This window comes from Pseudomonas syringae KCTC 12500 (assembly GCF_000507185.2).
Taxonomy (GTDB): Bacteria; Pseudomonadota; Gammaproteobacteria; order Pseudomonadales; family Pseudomonadaceae; genus Aquipseudomonas; species Aquipseudomonas syringae.
The window spans coordinates 173321-189115 of sequence record NZ_AYTM02000002.1 but is presented as its reverse complement, the minus strand read 5'-3'; the positions used below and the strand labels follow the sequence as shown (position 1 = coordinate 189115).

11 protein-coding genes are annotated in these 15795 nt (G+C 60.9%); 6 read left to right on the top strand and 5 right to left on the bottom strand.

Translation table 11 applies throughout. The features are described 5' to 3' along the window. Nucleotides 1-74: 74 nt before the first annotated feature. On the bottom strand, nucleotides 75-1010 hold the full coding sequence (locus V476_RS01330; RefSeq protein WP_024662814.1) for a DMT family transporter: 936 nt from the start codon (nucleotides 1008-1010) through the stop codon (nucleotides 75-77). Nucleotides 1011-1121: 111 nt separating this feature from the next. Between V476_RS01330 and V476_RS01325 the strand changes: the two genes are divergently transcribed. Both V476_RS01325 and V476_RS01320 read left to right on the top strand, forming a co-directional pair. Then, nucleotides 1122-1691, top strand: coding sequence for a helix-turn-helix domain-containing protein (locus V476_RS01325; protein WP_003427076.1), 570 nt, complete (start codon nucleotides 1122-1124; stop codon nucleotides 1689-1691). Between the two features lie 41 nt (nucleotides 1692-1732). Beyond that, nucleotides 1733-3136 carry an FAD/NAD(P)-binding protein gene (locus V476_RS01320; protein ID WP_024960507.1) on the top strand — a complete coding sequence of 468 codons (1404 nt, stop codon included), beginning with the start codon at nucleotides 1733-1735 and terminating at the stop codon, nucleotides 3134-3136. A 152-nt stretch (nucleotides 3137-3288) separates the two neighbouring features. Here the strand turns inward: V476_RS01320 and V476_RS01315 are convergent, their stop codons facing one another. Together V476_RS01315 and ssuD are read right to left on the bottom strand one after the other, a co-directional pair. Further along, on the bottom strand, nucleotides 3289-4395 hold the full coding sequence (locus tag V476_RS01315; RefSeq protein WP_024960506.1) for a sigma-54 interaction domain-containing protein: 1107 nt from the start codon (nucleotides 4393-4395) through the stop codon (nucleotides 3289-3291). Continuing rightward, complete coding sequence (gene ssuD / locus V476_RS01310; protein WP_003407645.1) at nucleotides 4395-5534, bottom strand: FMNH2-dependent alkanesulfonate monooxygenase; 1140 nt, start codon at nucleotides 5532-5534, stop codon at nucleotides 4395-4397. The genes V476_RS01315 and ssuD overlap by 1 nt, the downstream gene beginning before the upstream one ends. 388 nt (nucleotides 5535-5922) lie before the next feature. Between ssuD and ku the strand changes: the two genes are divergently transcribed. Next, nucleotides 5923-6828, top strand: coding sequence for a non-homologous end joining protein Ku (gene ku / locus V476_RS01305; RefSeq protein ID WP_024960505.1), 906 nt, complete (start codon nucleotides 5923-5925; stop codon nucleotides 6826-6828). Nucleotides 6829-6848: 20 nt separating this feature from the next. Then, nucleotides 6849-9464: a DNA ligase D gene (ligD, locus tag V476_RS01300; RefSeq protein WP_024960504.1), complete on the top strand. Its 2616-nt coding sequence runs from the start codon at nucleotides 6849-6851 to the stop codon at nucleotides 9462-9464. An 84-nt stretch (nucleotides 9465-9548) separates the two neighbouring features. On the opposite strand, the gene pssA is transcribed toward ligD, so the two are convergent. Further along, complete coding sequence (gene pssA, locus V476_RS01295) at nucleotides 9549-10892, bottom strand: CDP-diacylglycerol--serine O-phosphatidyltransferase (protein WP_024960503.1); 1344 nt, start codon at nucleotides 10890-10892, stop codon at nucleotides 9549-9551. 293 nt (nucleotides 10893-11185) lie between these two features. On the opposite strand from pssA, the gene V476_RS01290 reads away from it, so the two are divergent. Then, on the top strand, nucleotides 11186-13372 hold the full coding sequence (locus V476_RS01290; RefSeq protein WP_024661472.1) for a TonB-dependent receptor: 2187 nt from the start codon (nucleotides 11186-11188) through the stop codon (nucleotides 13370-13372). Nucleotides 13373-13410: 38 nt separating this feature from the next. Here the strand turns inward: V476_RS01290 and V476_RS01285 are convergent, their stop codons facing one another. Then, entirely contained in the window at nucleotides 13411-14553 is a 1143-nt protein-coding gene (locus V476_RS01285; RefSeq protein WP_024960502.1) for a glycerophosphodiester phosphodiesterase, read from the bottom strand. Between the two features lie 272 nt (nucleotides 14554-14825). Between V476_RS01285 and V476_RS01280 the strand changes: the two genes are divergently transcribed. Beyond that, nucleotides 14826-15758, top strand: coding sequence for a 2-hydroxyacid dehydrogenase (locus V476_RS01280; RefSeq protein ID WP_024960501.1), 933 nt, complete (start codon nucleotides 14826-14828; stop codon nucleotides 15756-15758). Nucleotides 15759-15795: the final 37 nt, after the last annotated feature.

The following is a 15795-nucleotide window of genomic DNA, read 5'->3' as shown; positions in this document are numbered from 1 at the left end:
CTTCTGATGCAGCGATATGTATTTGAAATAGCTTTGAAGAAGCAAGGTGTTTCATGGCTGGCAAAGCCCGCTGTTCACTCAGCTTTGCGCACGGCTTGTTCATTTCCCTCTTCGTCGACAATGCTCTGATCATCAGACGCCGAACGCCGCTTCATTTCGCTGACGATCACCCCGGCCACAATCAGTGCCGCGCCCAGCAGGGCGACGCCCGGCAAACGCTCGCCGGCGAGTCTTCCGACAATTCCGGCCCAGACCGGTTCACCGGCATAAATCACCGTGGCGCGGGTCGGCGAAACACTTTTCTGTGCCCAGTTCATGGCGATCTGGATCGCCGCACTCATGGTCCCAAGCCCCACAGCACTGAACACCAGCAACCAGGAAAAATCCGGCAAGTGTTCCTCGGTCGGGACGATCATCAGAAATGCCAGTGCCGATGCGGTAGCCAGTTGCACCACGGTGACTCGACGCACATCGACCTCACCGGCATAGGCACTGATCATGATGATCTCGGCGGCGATGGCCACTGTGCTGATCAGCGTCACGATCTCGCCGGAACTGAGTTGCAGGGAAGCGCCCTGCGGCCCGGCGACCAGCATCAGCCCGGTGAAGGCGAGGATGATGCCCAGTGTCGGCATCAACCCTGGTCGCCGGCCCAGTACCAGCCATTGCAACAAAGGTACGCAGGGTACGTAGAGCGCCGTGATGAACGCCGACTGACTGCTGGGGATGGTCTGCAGTCCGATCGTCTGCAGGCCATAACCGAGCATGATCGCGATGCCGATGAAGACGCCGGCCTTGAGCTCAAGAAAGGTAAGACCGCGCAGCACCTTCATTGAAAACAGCGCTACGATAAGCGCTGCGGCGGCAAAGCGCAGGCCGACGAAGAACATCGGCCCGCTGACGGTCATCGCATGCTGGACCAGCAGAAAGGTGCCTCCCCAGAGCATGGTGATCAGAATCAGTACGGCTTCTGCCTTGCTGATGCGGGGTATGCGGCTGATAGACTTCATGTCAGCTCCGGATTCCTGTTAATTGCCATTCGCGCGGTGTGAGGCTGAACACCCTGACAGTGTCCCTGGGCTGGGCAGTATAATGCGCAACGGTTTGATGTGAGCACCAGCATGCACAAAGAAAATTCCCAGCGCCCTCCGGTGCTGCAGCACGTCAGCCAGAACGTACGGCGTCTGCGTAACAGTGCGGACCTCAGCCAGACGGCGCTGGCGGAAAAGTCCGGGGTCAGCCGACGCATGCTGGTCGCTATCGAGGCCGGCGAGAAAAACGTCAGCCTGGCGACTCTGGACCGCGTGGCCGAAGCCCTGGAAGTGGCGTTCAGCGACCTGATCCAGGCCCCCGAAAATCACGATTACAGCCGCATCAACGAGCTGGCTTGGGCCGGTACGATCGCCGGCAGCAAGGCGGTGCTGCTGGCCAGGGCCGTTGCCCGGCGCGAGGTGGAGTTGTGGGAGTTCTGTCTGCAGCCCGGGGACGCCTATGTCTCGGAGGCCGATCCCGATGGCTGGAGTGAACAGGTCTACGTCGTCGAAGGGCATCTGACGATACGTTTTTCCGACCCTGCGGCCACGCAGCAGATAGGAGCGGGCGAGTTCTTCATGTTCCCCAGCAATCAGCCGCACCGCTATTGCAACGATGCCGACGTGCCGCTGCGTTTCGTGCGTAACGTCGCGCTCTGACCTTCCGATTCTTTATCGCAATCCGACCGAGGCACTGTTCGATGACCGAAGATTCCCACCAGACGGCTGACATTCTGATCATCGGCGGCGGTCTGAGCGGGACCATGCTGGCGGCGCAACTGCTGCGCAGACCGGGCCAGCGGCGAATCCTGATCATCGAAACCCGTAGCGAACTCGGCAGGGGCGAGGCCTACAGTGCGACGGAGCCGGGCCATACACTCAATGGCAACGCTGCGCGGATGAGCGTCGATCCCGATAACCCGGATGACCTTACCCAATGGCTGACTGACTATCTGGCCGCTGGTGGCTGGCCTGAAGCCGCTAAGCAGAGGGTCCCGGTCGCCGAACTGTTTCCGCCGCGCGGGGTGTTCGGGCTTTACGTCCAGCAGCGGCTGCGTGAAGCCCGAAGCGCTGGCGAAGCCTTTGGCTCGACCGCCGTGCATGTGTCCGGCGAGGCAGTGGACCTGCAGGTCCATGAAGGTGGTGTCAGTGTCTCGCTGGCTGACGGTCGTATGCTGCGCGGCAGCCGCGCCGTACTGGCGACCGGTATGTACGCGGCGTCACGCACCCCGCGACGTGATTCGAACGAGCTGAACACGGCTGCGCTGGATCCCTGGGATGTGGCGGTGATGAGAAAGCTCGATCCGCAGTCGAGTGTGCTGATCATCGGCTCGGGACTGACTATGGTCGATGCGCTGGTCTCGCTGGAAACGGCCGGGCATCGTGGGCCCATCCAGATCTTTTCCCGGCACGGCCTGTTGCCGCATGTCCGGCGTCAGCCGCCGGAATGGTCTGATTTTCTCGCTCAGGACCCGAGTATCCGCAGTACTCGGCAACTGCTGCGCAAAGTACGTGAACAGTGCGAGCTGGCCATCGAGAGCGGGATTGACTGGCAGGCACCGCTGGACACCGTGCGTGCCAATGTGGGCAGGCTGTGGAATCAGGCCAGCGATCAGCAGCGCCGCCAGTTCGTCCGTCATGTACGACCGTGGTGGGAGAGTCACCACCATCGCTCCCCGCCACCCAGCGCTGCGCTGCTTGCGCGGCTGATCAGGCAAGGGCGGTTGAGCATTGACGCGGCCTCGTTGCAGGGCGTGGCCAGTCTGCCGTCAGGTCAGGTACAGATCAGCGTGCGTCGGCGCGGTGAGAGTCAGCCGACGCAGATTACTGGTGATGCGTTAATCAACTCTACCGGCATCGAATACGACTGGCGACGCGTGGATCGCCCGTTGCCCCGGCAGTTGCTGGTTCGCGGTCTGATACAGCCCGGCCCGCTGGCACTCGGCATCGCCGCCGACGCCGCTGGCGCTGTGCTCGACGCACACGGTCAGTACTCGACACGCCTGTTCGCCATGGGCCCGCCATTGCGCGGCATGTGGTGGGAAAGCACCGCAGTGACCGATGTAGCGATCCAGGCCAAGGCGCTGGCGATGCGTTTGTCGTAAAGCGCCGCTTGCTCAGAAGAGGACGCAGAGCGTCCGGAAACGCATACCCACGCGGAGCATGGGCACGATAGTGTTCTCCCGGACAGCGATCCTTCCTCACGCCCCAGCGTGGGAATGCCGTTCATGACGCTCTGCGTCATCGGTCTTGACCTTCACACCGACAGGTGCAGCATGCGGTCGCCCTGGACGTTTTCACCCGGTCTGCGTTTGTTGACCGCCAGTTCGCCAATCTTGATCAAGCGTGTGCGCGTGACGTTGCGGGTCAGGCCCAGCAGGCTGGCTGTGTGCACCTGGTTGTGGTGGCAGAAGCGATAGGCGGTTCTGAGCAACGTATCCTCGACCTTCTCGTGCAAGGCACCGGCCTGTTCTTCGAAGAGCTTTTGAAACGCCCGGTTGAGCAGTTGCTCGGCTGATTCGTCAGGCGGGTTCTGTTCATCCTGGCGCTCGATTCTAAGGTTGGACATGCGCAGGTCATCACGCTGAATAACGCCTTCACGGCACACCAGCAGGGTGTGATGGATGACGTTTTCCAGCTCGCGAATATTCCCCGGCCAGCTGTAGGTCTTGAGCTTGTGCTCGGCTTCTGGGCTGATCCGTACCGGACCATGCCGCAGCCGCTGGCTGTAGATCTCTATGAAATGCCGGGCCAAGGGCAGGATGTCGCCCGGCCGGTCGCGCAGCGGGCTCAATTCCAGATTGACCACGTCGAGCCGGTAGTAAAGGTCCTCGCGAAAATGCCCGGCGTTGATGGCCTTTTCCAGCTGCACGTTGGTCGCTGCGAGGACCCTTACATCAATGGGCACGCTCTTGCGCGAGCCCAGACGCACCACTTCACGCTCCTGAAGCACGCGCAGCAATTTGACCTGCAGCGACATGGGCAGGTCGCCGATCTCATCGAGAAACAGCGTGCCGCCGTTGGCCTCTTCGAACCAGCCCGCCTTGGCGCTGATCGCTCCGGTGAACGCGCCTTTTTCGTGGCCGAACAACTCGGCCTCGATCAGGTTCTCGGAGAACGCGCCGCAGTTGACCGCCACGAACGGTTTGTCGCGGCGGGCGCTCAGTTCGTGGACGTGACGTGCGACCAGTTCCTTGCCGGTGCCGGTCTCGCCAATGATCAGCACGCTGGCATCACTGGGCGCAACCTGGCGTACGTGAGCGAGCAGGGCTCGGGACTTGGGGTCTTCGAACACCTGCGCAGTGGCCCTGATCGAGGTGGCCAGCGCAGGCGAGTGCGGTAAGGTCAGCAGTTGTCCGGACATCACTTGGCCTGCGGGGGCAGATCGTTGGCGATCATTTCGCCGAACGGGCCCGTCAGGTTGGTGATGCCGCGCCCGGCGAGGCTGGCGTAAGGCTCAGGCAGCAGCGGGAAGACCAGTTCGGCGAAGCGGTAAGCTTCTTCAAGATGCGGGTAACCCGAGAAAATGAAGCTCTCGATGCCCAGGTCGGCGTATTCCTTGATACGTGCCGCGACTTCTTCGGGATTGCCGACCAGCGCCGTGCCTGCACCGCCGCGTACCAGGCCGACACCGGCCCACAGGTTGGGCGCGATCTCCAGATTGTCGCGACGCCCGTCATGCAGTGCCGCCATGCGCCGCTGGCCTTCGGAATCAAAGCGCGAAAAGGACTTCTGCGCCGCAGCAATGGTGTCATCACTGATGTGTTCGATCAGCGTGCTGGCGGCTTTCCAGGCTTCTTCGCTGGTTTCGCGCACGATCACGTGCAGGCGAATGCCGAACTTCACGGTACGTCCCTTGCGCGCGGCGCGTTCACGCACATCGGCGAGCTTTTGCGCCACGGCTGCCGGAGGCTCACCCCAGGTCAGGTACACGTCCACCTGATCGGCCGCAAGGTCATGCGCCGCGTCGGAGGAACCACCGAAATACAGCGGCGGGTAGGGTTTTTGAATCGGCGGGTAAAGCGCTTTGGCGTTCTGCACGCGCAAGTGCTTGCCTTCGAAGTCGACCGCTTCGCCCTGCAGGACGCGACGCCAGATTTTCAGAAATTCGTCGGTGACTTCATAACGCTCGCTGTGGTCGAGAAAGCTGCCATCGCCACGGTTTTCATCCGGGTCGCCACCGGTCACCACGTTGATCAGCAGCCGGCCGCCGGACAGGCGATCCAGCGTGGCTGCCATGCGTGCCGAGACGGTTGGCGAGATAATCCCCGGACGGATCGCCACCAGATACCTCAGCCGCTCGGTCAGCGGCACCAGCGCCGAGGCGATGACCCATGAGTCTTCGCAGGAGCGACCGGTAGGGATCAATACGCCGTAATAACCCAGGTCATCGGCGGCCTGCGCTACCTGTTTCAAATAGTTGAGGGTGACGGGACGTGCGCCCTTTGTCGTGCCCAGATAATGGCCGTCGCCGTGAGTCGGAAGAAACCAGAAAACGTTCATGACAAATCCTTGGAAGTAATCAGCCAGATGGAAGCTGATGGGATCCGCTGTCGGTTGGCAGACACCTCACCAACAGCGTTCGGGGTGGGGCCATTTATAGAACGTCTTTTTTATTCCGCAAAAGAACGTTAAACCATATTTTTAGATCCTAAATGCATATGTCCTCCGCGACCCCGCTAACATTTCTGCGCCAGCCCTTTGAACACAAGGCTTTTGACGGTGGCAGAGCCCCGTCAATAAGGCGCCTGCCGAGCGCCGACGCGGTGAAAGTCTGGCATTCAGGGTAAAAAACGTTTCCGGTTGGGCAGGTTTCCCGGCGCTCGTCAGGCTGCCGAAACTTTTCTCCGACCGGCCCTGTCACTTTTCCAGGACCAACAGGAGTCAGACCATGGCAAGGGCAATCTGGAAGGGCGCAATCAGCTTCGGGCTGGTGCATATACCGGTCGCGTTGGTTTCGGCGACAACGTCGACCAGTGTCGACTTCGACTGGCTCGACAAACGCAGCATGGACCCGGTCGGCTACAAGCGAATCAACAAGGTCACCGGCAAGGAAGTCACTAGCGAAAACATCGTCAAGGGCGTGGCGTACGAGAAGGATCGCTATGTGGTGCTCAGCGAGGAGGAAATCCGTTCTGCGCACCCCAAGTCGACGCAGACCATCGACATATTCGCGTTCGTCGACAGCCAGCAGATCCCCTTGCAGAACATCGACACGCCTTATTTCCTGACCCCCGACAAGCGCGGCGAGAAAGTCTATGCGTTGCTACGCGAAACCCTGGTCGACACCAAAAAGGTCGCGCTGGCCAATGTTGTGCTGCATACCCGCGAACACCTCGCGGCGGTCATGCCACTGGAATCGGCGCTGGTGATGGTGATCCTGCGCTGGCCTGCCGACGTGCGTGAGCTGGATGCGCTGGAACTGAGCGATGCGGTGACTGACGCCAAGTTGAACAAGAGCGAACGTGATATGGCCAAGCGTCTGGTCAAGGACATGAGCGCTGACTGGCAGCCTGAGCAGTACCGCGACACCTTTCAGGACAAGATCATGCACCTGGTCAAGACCAAGGCAGACGAAGGACAGATCGAGGATGTCGAGACCGATCCGGCCGAGGAAGAACGCAAGAGCGCCGATGTCATCGACCTCACCGACCTGCTACGGCGCAGTCTGGCGGGCAAGGGCGGGGCTAGCAAAGGCAAGGCGAGCACGCCCGCGGCGAAGGAAAAACCGGCCGACAAGGACAGCCCCAGGCCCAAGCGGCCCGCCGCGCGCAAGAAAACCAGCAAAGCCTCTTGAGCCCTACGGAGTGACCGGTGATGGCCAAGCCCGCCAGTGAATACACCCGCAAGCGCAATTTCGACATCACTTCCGAGCCTGCGGAAAGCAAACGCAAGGGCAAAGGCAAGGGCAAAGGCAAGTCGCAGCCCGGTGCGCTTGGTTTCGTGATCCAGAAGCATGACGCACGTAACCTGCACTACGACTTTCGACTGGAGCTGGATGGCACGCTCAAGAGCTGGGCCGTGCCCAAAGGCCCGAGCCTGGACCCTACGCAAAAGCGTCTGGCAGTGCATGTCGAAGACCATCCGCTGGACTACGCCGGCTTCGAGGGCAGTATCCCGCAGGGTCAGTACGGTGGCGGTGATGTGATCGTCTGGGACCGCGGTGTCTGGCAACCGCACGGCGATCCGCAAAAGACCTACGCGGAGGGCAAACTCAAGTTCACTCTGGTCGGCGAGAAGCTCAGCGGTGACTGGGCGCTGGTGCGTACCCGGCTCAAGGGCAGCGGCAGCAAGGAGCAGTGGCTGCTGATCAAGGAAAAGGATGACATTGCGCGACCTGCTGCCGAATACGACATCACCCATGAGCAGCCGCAAAGCGTGATCAGTGGTGCTCATGTGGGCAAGCAACGCAGCGCCTCGAAAAAGTCCGGGGCCAGTGCTGCAAGCGGCAAAGCCAAGGCCGCCACATCAAAATCAAAAGCGCCGACGCCAGTTGCAAAGCCGACCCGCAGGAAAGCGAAAGCGGCTTTCCCGGATACGCTTTCGCCGCAACTGGCAACGCTGGTGGAAGCGCCGCCAGCCGGGGACTGGCTGTACGAAATTAAATTCGATGGCTACCGCATGCTGACCCGCATTCAGGGCGACGATGTGCGGCTGTTCACCCGCAACGGGCATGACTGGACCGAGCGGCTGCCGGAGCTGGTCAAGGCGCTCAAGGGCATGAAACTGCGTGACAGTTGGTTCGACGGCGAAGTGGTGGTTCTCGATGAGCAAGGGCTGCCCGACTTCCAGGGCTTGCAGAATGCCTTTGACGCGGGGAACAGCAAGGACATTCTGTATTACCTGTTCGACATGCCGTTTCTGAGCGCGGAGGACCTGCGTGAAGTGCCGCTTGAGCAGCGTCGTGATGCCTTGAAGCAAGTCCTCGACGCCCAGAAAAGTCGCCTGTTGCGTTATTCGGATGCTTTTCAGGCGGGCCATCAGGACATTGTCGCGAGTGCTGCGGCAATGGGCCTGGAAGGGGTGATCGGCAAGCGTGCCGGTAGTGCGTACGTCAGTAAGCGCAATGCCGACTGGATCAAGCTCAAATGTCGCTTGCGACAGGAATTCGTGGTCGTCGGCTACACGGCGCCGCAGGGCAGCCGATCAGCGTTCGGTGCCCTGATGCTGGCGGTCAATGCTGGTGAGGATGGGTTGGTCTACGCCGGGCGGGTCGGCACCGGGTTCACTGAAGTGAACCTTGAGCAACTGCATAAACAGCTGAAGAAATTGCAGCGCAAGGATTCACCGCTGGCCAAGAAGCTCTCCGCGTCCCAGGCCCGTGGCGTGCAGTGGGTGGAACCGCAACTGGTCTGCGAAGCCGAGTTCGCCCAGTGGACTCGCGAAGGGATTGTGCGCCAGGCCGCCTTTGTCGGACTGCGCAGCGACAAGCCCGCCAAGGACGTGGTGCGTGAAGACGCACAGCCTGCCAACGTGGCCAGCGACACCCCAACCACAACGGCAGTACCCAAGGCGCGCAAAAAGGCCGCGCAGGGGAAAGTTGATGTGGCGGGCACCGGCATCAGTCATCCGGACCGCGTCATCGACAGCAAGACGGGCACCAGCAAGATCGAACTTGCACAGTTTTACCAGTCCATCGCCGACTGGATTCTGCCCTACCTGAGCAAGCGTCCCGTGGCCCTGCTGCGCTGTCCTGAGGGCATCGACGGTGAGCAGTTTTTCCAGAAGCATGCCGAGCATCTGGCGATCCCGCACATCAGGCAACTGGATCGTGCCCTGGACCCCGGGCACGCCGCGCTGATGGAAATAGATTCGTTGCAGGCGCTGGTCGGTGCTGCGCAAATGGGCGCTATAGAGCTGCATACCTGGGGCGCTACGCGTGACAGGATCGAAACGCCGGACCATTTCGTGCTGGACCTTGATCCCGATCCGGCACTGCCCTGGCGCAGCATGATCGAGGCCACACAAATGGTGCTCGCCGTGCTGGAAGAGCTGGGTTTGGAAGCCTTTCTCAAGACCAGCGGCGGCAAGGGCATGCACATCATCGTGCCGTTGGCGCGCCAGGCCGACTGGGACACCGTGAAGGCGTTCGCCAAGGCCATCGCCGAGTTTGCCAGCCGTCAGTTGCCGGAACGCTTCACCGCCACCATGGGGCCGAAAAACCGCGTCGGAAAAATCTTCATCGATTACCTGCGCAACAGCCGCGGCGGCAGCACGGTGACCGCCTATTCGGTACGCGCCCGGCCCGGGTTGCCGGTCTCGGTGCCGATTGCGCTGGATGAGCTGGTGGGTCTGAAGTCGTCGGCACAGTGGGACATCACCAACCTTGAGCAGCGTTTGAAGCGGCTCAAGGACGACCCGTGGGCTGGCTACAGCAACCGGCGTAAAATCACGCTGAAGATGTGGAAGCAACTGGGTGCGAAACGGCCTTGAGGCAAGGTCGCTGTCCGGGTTTTGCAAGGGGAAACGTGGGCGGCACGCCAAGCAATAACTGACATGCCGGCCGCACACTGGGGCTTAGAGAATCCGGTACAGCAGTCGCTCGACCCGCACGCGGCTGACACGCTTGAGAAACTTGCGCACGCCTTCGGGGTAGTTGGCCAGTGTGTCGAGCTCGTCATACTGGTTGACGCGCTGCGTGTTGCGCATCAAATGCGCGATTTCCGCTTCCCGTGGCTCGCTCCACTGACCCTTCGGATCGTCGATCAGCAAGGCGTTTTCCAGGTCCAGATTAAAGGCGCGAGGGTTCAGGTTGTTGCCGGTCAGCAGGGTATAACGCTGGTCGACCCAGATGCCTTTGAGGTGGAAGGTGTTATCGCCGTGTTTCCACAGGTGCACATTGAGGCGATGCTGAGCGATTGCCTTCTGATGCTTGTGGGCAAAGCGCCGCAGGCTGATTTCATAGAGATAGGGCAGGGCCGAGATCACCTTGAACGGCTCATCCGGGTCGATGAAGAAGTCGTTGGCGGTCTTGTCGCCAATGATGATATCGACCTGTACGCCGCGCTTGAGCGCCCGGTTGATCTCGCGAGTGACGGCCACCGGCAGGTTGAAGTACGGCGTGCAGATGGTCAGCTGGATCTTGCTTGACGCGATCAGATCGCAGATGGCGCGGTTGAGATTGTTGCGCGGGCCGACGCCGAGCAGCGGAATCACGCGCATCTCGCCGTTTTCCTTTTCGCCCGCCGAGGTGTCGTAGGCGGCGCGTTTCAGGTCGCTACGAAACGCACGGATCTCGCTGCGCAAACTGCGCGAGCTGGGCGGCGATTGCAGATCGAGGCGGTGCACGGCCGGCGACGAAAGTATTTCCCGCTGCACCAGATTCTGGAAAGCGTCGGCCAATGCTGCGTTTTCGATCAGGTGATAACGGTCCAGACGGTATTTGTCGAGCTTGTGCAGGTAAACGTTGTTGATGCTGGCGCCGCTGTAGATCACACAGTCGTCGATCACACTGCCCTTGAGGTGCAGCACGCCGAACAGTTCGCGGGTCTGCACCGGCACGCCGTAGATCGGCACTTCTTCATCGTATTCGAGGTTCTGCGCCTGATACCAGGTCGAGTTGCCGGGCTGGCGTCCTGCACCGATCAGGCCGCGTTGCGCGCGAAACCAGTCGACCAGCACTACCACATCCAGCTCCGGCCTCGCGGATTTGGCAGCGTACAGCGCGTCGAGAATCTCCTGGCCGGCTTCATCTTGCTGCAGGTACAGCGCGATGATATAGATGCGCCGGGTGGCCGAAGCGATCTTTTCCAGCAGGCAGCGTCGATAGTCTGCGGCAGAAGGAACAATGGAGATTGCATCGCTCTGCAAGGCAAAACCACGAAGTGCTGCCAGGGTCGAGCGTCGGAAAGTGGACTGCATAGGCCTCTCGATGGGAAAACCAATAGCCTGTGAGCTTACACGACAGTCGGCCTCCTGTGGCTGTCGCCAACCTGTTTCAAAGCATTGCGGAACGCCACGGGCCGCCATGCGCGCTGATTTTTCATGATGCAGCGCCGGAACGAACCGCATCGCGTCGCTGACTTATCATCTTTTATGCATAAACAAATGATAAGCATTACCAGTAACATCTGATATCATTTCGCATCCACCCGATCGGTGATGTCCAGGACAGTTGCTTCCGATCTCGTTCAACTTGTCTTCAGGACCTACTGATGAACTCCCCATCGTTCCCGATGCGCCTTACGTTGCTCGCGTTTTGCTGTTCCATTGGATCTCCGGCCTGGGCCGCTGCAGAGGCTGCCACTCGGCAGGACGGCCCTGTGGTGCTGGGCGAGACTGACATCAGTGCCGACAAGGCCGACCCTCACGCGCTACCGCCGGTTTATGCCGGTGGGCAGGTGGCGCGCGGTGGGCAACTGGGCGTTCTGGGCAATGCCGACATCATGGACGTGCCGTTCACCATGAGCAGTTACACCGAACAATTGATCGAGGACCAGCAGGCTGAAACCGTCGGCGACGTATTGCTTAATGATGCATCGGTGCGTCAGTCAAGTGGTTATGCCAACGCTTCGCATATCTTCGTCATTCGCGGCCTCAAGCTGACCACCGACGATATCTCCTACAACGGCCTTTACGGCGTACTGCCACGCCAGATCATATCGACCGATGCGCTGGAGCGCGTTGAAGTGTTCAAGGGCCCCAACGCCTTCATCAACGGCGTGACGCCGACCGGTTCCGGGATTGGCGGCGGCGTGAACCTGCAGCCCAAGCGCGCGCAGGACACACCGACGCGTCGTTTTACCTCCGACATCAGCAGCGACGGCCGGGTCGGCGAGCATCTCGACCTGGGGCAGCGCTTTGGCGAGGGCAATCGCTTCGGCGCGCGTCTCAACCTGTCGCAGCGCGAAGGCGAGACCGGCGTCGAGGATGAAGAGCATCGCAGCAAGCTGTTCGCGCTGGGGCTCGATTATCGAGGTGACAACTTCCGTTTGTCCGGCGATTTTGCCTACCAGAAGCAGCGCATCAACCAGAGCCGCAACACGGTGTTTGTCGACAGCGCCCTGACCAGCGTGCCGCATGCTCCGGACTCGGATACCAATTACGCGCCGAACTGGACCTGGACCGAAACCGAAGACACCTTCGGCATGAGCCGCGCCGAGTACGACCTCAACGAAGACTGGACGCTGTACGCCGCAGTGGGCGCCAAGCACACCCGTGAGGTCGGCGTATATGGCTCGCCAACTGTCCACGATGCCGCAGGCAATACCACGGCCGCACCGTCTTTCATCCCGCATGACGAAGACAACAAGACCGCCATGGCCGGCATCAACGGCAAGCTGCAGACCGGCGCGGTCAGCCACAAGGTCAACTTCGGGCTGTCCGGTATCTGGACCGAACAGCGCAGTGCGTATCTGTTTGGCGGCACCTCCAGCAACAACCTTTACGACCCTGTCTCCCAAGAGCGCCCGGCACTCGACAGTTTCACCGCAGGCGATCTGAATGATCCCGGCATTGTCGGCAAGAGCCGCATGCGCAGCGTCGCGTTCTCAGACACGCTGGGCTTTTTCGATGATCGCCTGTTGCTGACCGCAGGCCTGCGTCGCCAGCAACTGCGTGTTCAGGGGTATGAATACGGCAGCGGCCCGCGCAATGCGCTGTACGACGAAGCGATCACCACGCCGGTCTACGGGGTGGTATTCAAGCCTTGGCACTATGTGTCGTTCTACGCCAACCGCATCGAAGGTCTGGCGCAAGGTCCAACGGCTCCGGATACCGTCACCATCAACCCTGGCGAAGTTTTTGCGCCGTCGCGTTCGAAACAGGTGGAAGCGGGCGTCAAGCTGGACATGGGCACGTTCGGCGCGAGCCTGGGCGTGTACCGCATCGAGCAACCGGCTGACGGCTATCAGGTTCTGGAAGGCACCGGGTCGCGTTATGTCCGTGATGGTCAGCAGCGCAACCGCGGCGTTGAGATGAACGTCTTTGGCCAACCTGTCAGCGGCTTGCGTCTGCTGGCCGGTCTGACCCTGATGGACACCGAGGTGAGCGGTACGGCCAGTGGCAGCAACGACGGCAATCGGGCCGTGGGTGTGCCGACCTTCCAGTTCAATGCGGGTGCCGATTGGGACATTCCGGGGATCGAAGGCGCGGCCATCAATGCGCGCATGCTGCGCACCGGTGGGCAATATGTCGATGCTGCCAACAACCTGAGCATCCCGACCTGGAACCGCTTCGACCTGGGCGCACGCTACACCTTCAACGTTGCGCAGAAGGACGTGACCCTGCGCGCCAACGTCGAGAACCTGATGGACAAGGATTATTGGGCATCAGCCAATGGCGGTTACCTGACTCAGGGCGAGCCACGTACCCTCAAGCTGTCGGGCACTATCGACTTCTGATCGACTGGCCGCATCGCAGGATGCAGCCAGCCGCTGGATCAGTAGCCGTTACGCTTCAGAATCGTTTCAATGCTTTCTTTTGCCGGCCGCTCGTAGAACTTCAACAGTTCGGCGGTGCGGTTGGTGAAGAAGCCGTCCGCGCCATCATGGCTGATCCGCTTGAAGTCCTCTGCGTCATCCACCGTGTACGGGTGGATGACCATGCCTTTCTCGTGGGTCAGGTTGTTCATCCAGGGTTTGACCAGGTCCATGTAGCTCTGGTCGCCACCCTTGGCCAGTTGCGACGAAGGGCCTGTGCCGATGGCGCCGTGGGCCTTGGCCCAGTCAATCCACTGCTCGAACTCTTGCGCTGATTTGACTTCCTGGGTCGCGTAATAGCTGGCCTTGTCCTTGGCTCCGGAGTCCTTGAACGCGACGCTGGATTTGGGCTCTATCGAGCCTTCGCCAACCCACAACAGCATGACCTTGGGCACTTTCGGCATTTCTTTCTGCAGCAGTTCCAGGCTTTGCTTCTCGAACGTCTGCAGGACGACGCGTCCTGGCATGTGCGCGACGTTGACATGGCCGGCCGCTGCCGCAGGGCGTTGGTCGAGCCAGCCGCGTTTGGCCAGCAGTTTTTTCAGGTCGGCTTCGACACCAGGAAACTTGTTCGGCACCTTGGTCTCTATGTACAGCCCAGGTTTGTTGGCGCCGCCCTCGGCGATGTCGATGACCTCATCCAGCGTCAGGATCTGCAACCCGTTGTAACTGTCGCGGGCCTTGTCCGGGTAAGCCTTGTTGAACCACGAACCGGCGTCCAGTTGCTTGAGCTCCGCCAGAGTGAAGGTGCTGACCGGGTCTTTCACCCGTGTCGGGAACACTTGAGCGATGTTGGTAGTGCGTTCCAGCACGTCATCGTGCAGCGCTATCAGCACGCCGTCCTTGGTTCGCTGGATGTCCATTTCCAGGTAGTCCGCGCCCAGGTCCCGCGCCAGGGTGTAGGCCGGGATGGTTTCTTCCGGTGCGTCGAACGAAGCACCGCGATGGGCGATCACGGCTGGCCAGGGCAGGCCGTATTTCTCGCTCAGCACCTTGCCTGGGGCGTCCGCCGCCGCTGCCATGCCTGACGACAGCATCAGGCCCGACATGACAGCCGCAGCCAATAGGGTCTTTTTCAACAGGGTGGTGGGAAATCCTTGCATGGGCGGGTGTTTCCTTGTTTTTGAGAAAGCCTGTTTTATGAGCAGCCTGCGCGCCAGACCTTAGAACCACTGGTCGCGTCACTGCACGCAACCATAACGCACTCTGCTGACTGCCAAGTCTGCTTGCGCATTAGTCTGTCCCGCAAATGCGTCCACTTTATGAACGCCTGGCTTATTCGGGAAGGCTTTTTTCAGTTCCAGCGTCAGCGGCGCTGCACAAGTGCGTCGAGTCGCGTTAAGGTCAGCATTTTGCTGATCGAACGGGAGCGCGCATGACAACGGTATTGGTGCTGGTGGAAAACCTGGACACGTATTTGCCGATTCTTGAAAGCAGCGGTTTTCAGTTGATTCGCGCCCCGACGGCCGAACTGCGTGCCGAGGCGATTGCCACGCACGGGCCGAGCATCATTGCCGTGGTGACACGCGGGCCGTTGGGATTTTTCGCCGAGGAAATGAATGCACTGCCGCAGCTGCGCATCATTTGCGTAAGCGGCGCCGGTTACGAGAAGGTCGATCTGCCTGCCGCGCAGGCACGTGGCATCGTCGTGACCAATGGTGCAGGCGTCAACGCCGCCACGGTGGCCGATCATACGCTGGCGTTGCTGCTGTCGTTGGTGCGCGACATTCCGCAGGCCGATGCCTCGGTGCGACGGAGCGAATGGCGCAAGGTGGTGCGCCCGTCGCTGGCAGGCAAGCGTCTGGGGATCGTCGGGCTGGGGGCGGTAGGGCTGGCGATTGCCAAGCGTGCAGCCGCCTTCGATATTGCCATCGGTTACCACAACCGCAAGCCGCGTAGCGACTGCGATTACACCTGGCATGCGACAGCGCAGGCGCTGGCGGCCGCATCGGATTTTCTGGTCATCGCCACGCCCGGTGGCAGCGGCACGCAGCATCTGATCGACGCTGGGGTGCTTGAGGCGCTGGGCCCTGACGGGTTTTTGGTCAACATTGCCCGCGCCAGCGTGGTGGATACCCAGGCGTTGGTCAGTGCACTGCAGCATGAGCAGATTGCCGGGGCCGCGCTGGACGTGTTCGACGATGAACCGACTGTGCCGGATGTGCTCAAGACGCTGGACAATGTGGTGCTGACACCGCACGTGGCAGGCCTGTCCCCCGAGGCTTCGAGAGACAGTGTGCAAATGGTCAACGATAACCTGCTGGCGTTTTTCGCCGGGCAACCGGTGCTGACGCCTGTGACTGAATGAGCAACCGTGCAGCGTTGCACGCGAGGCATTGCTGTAA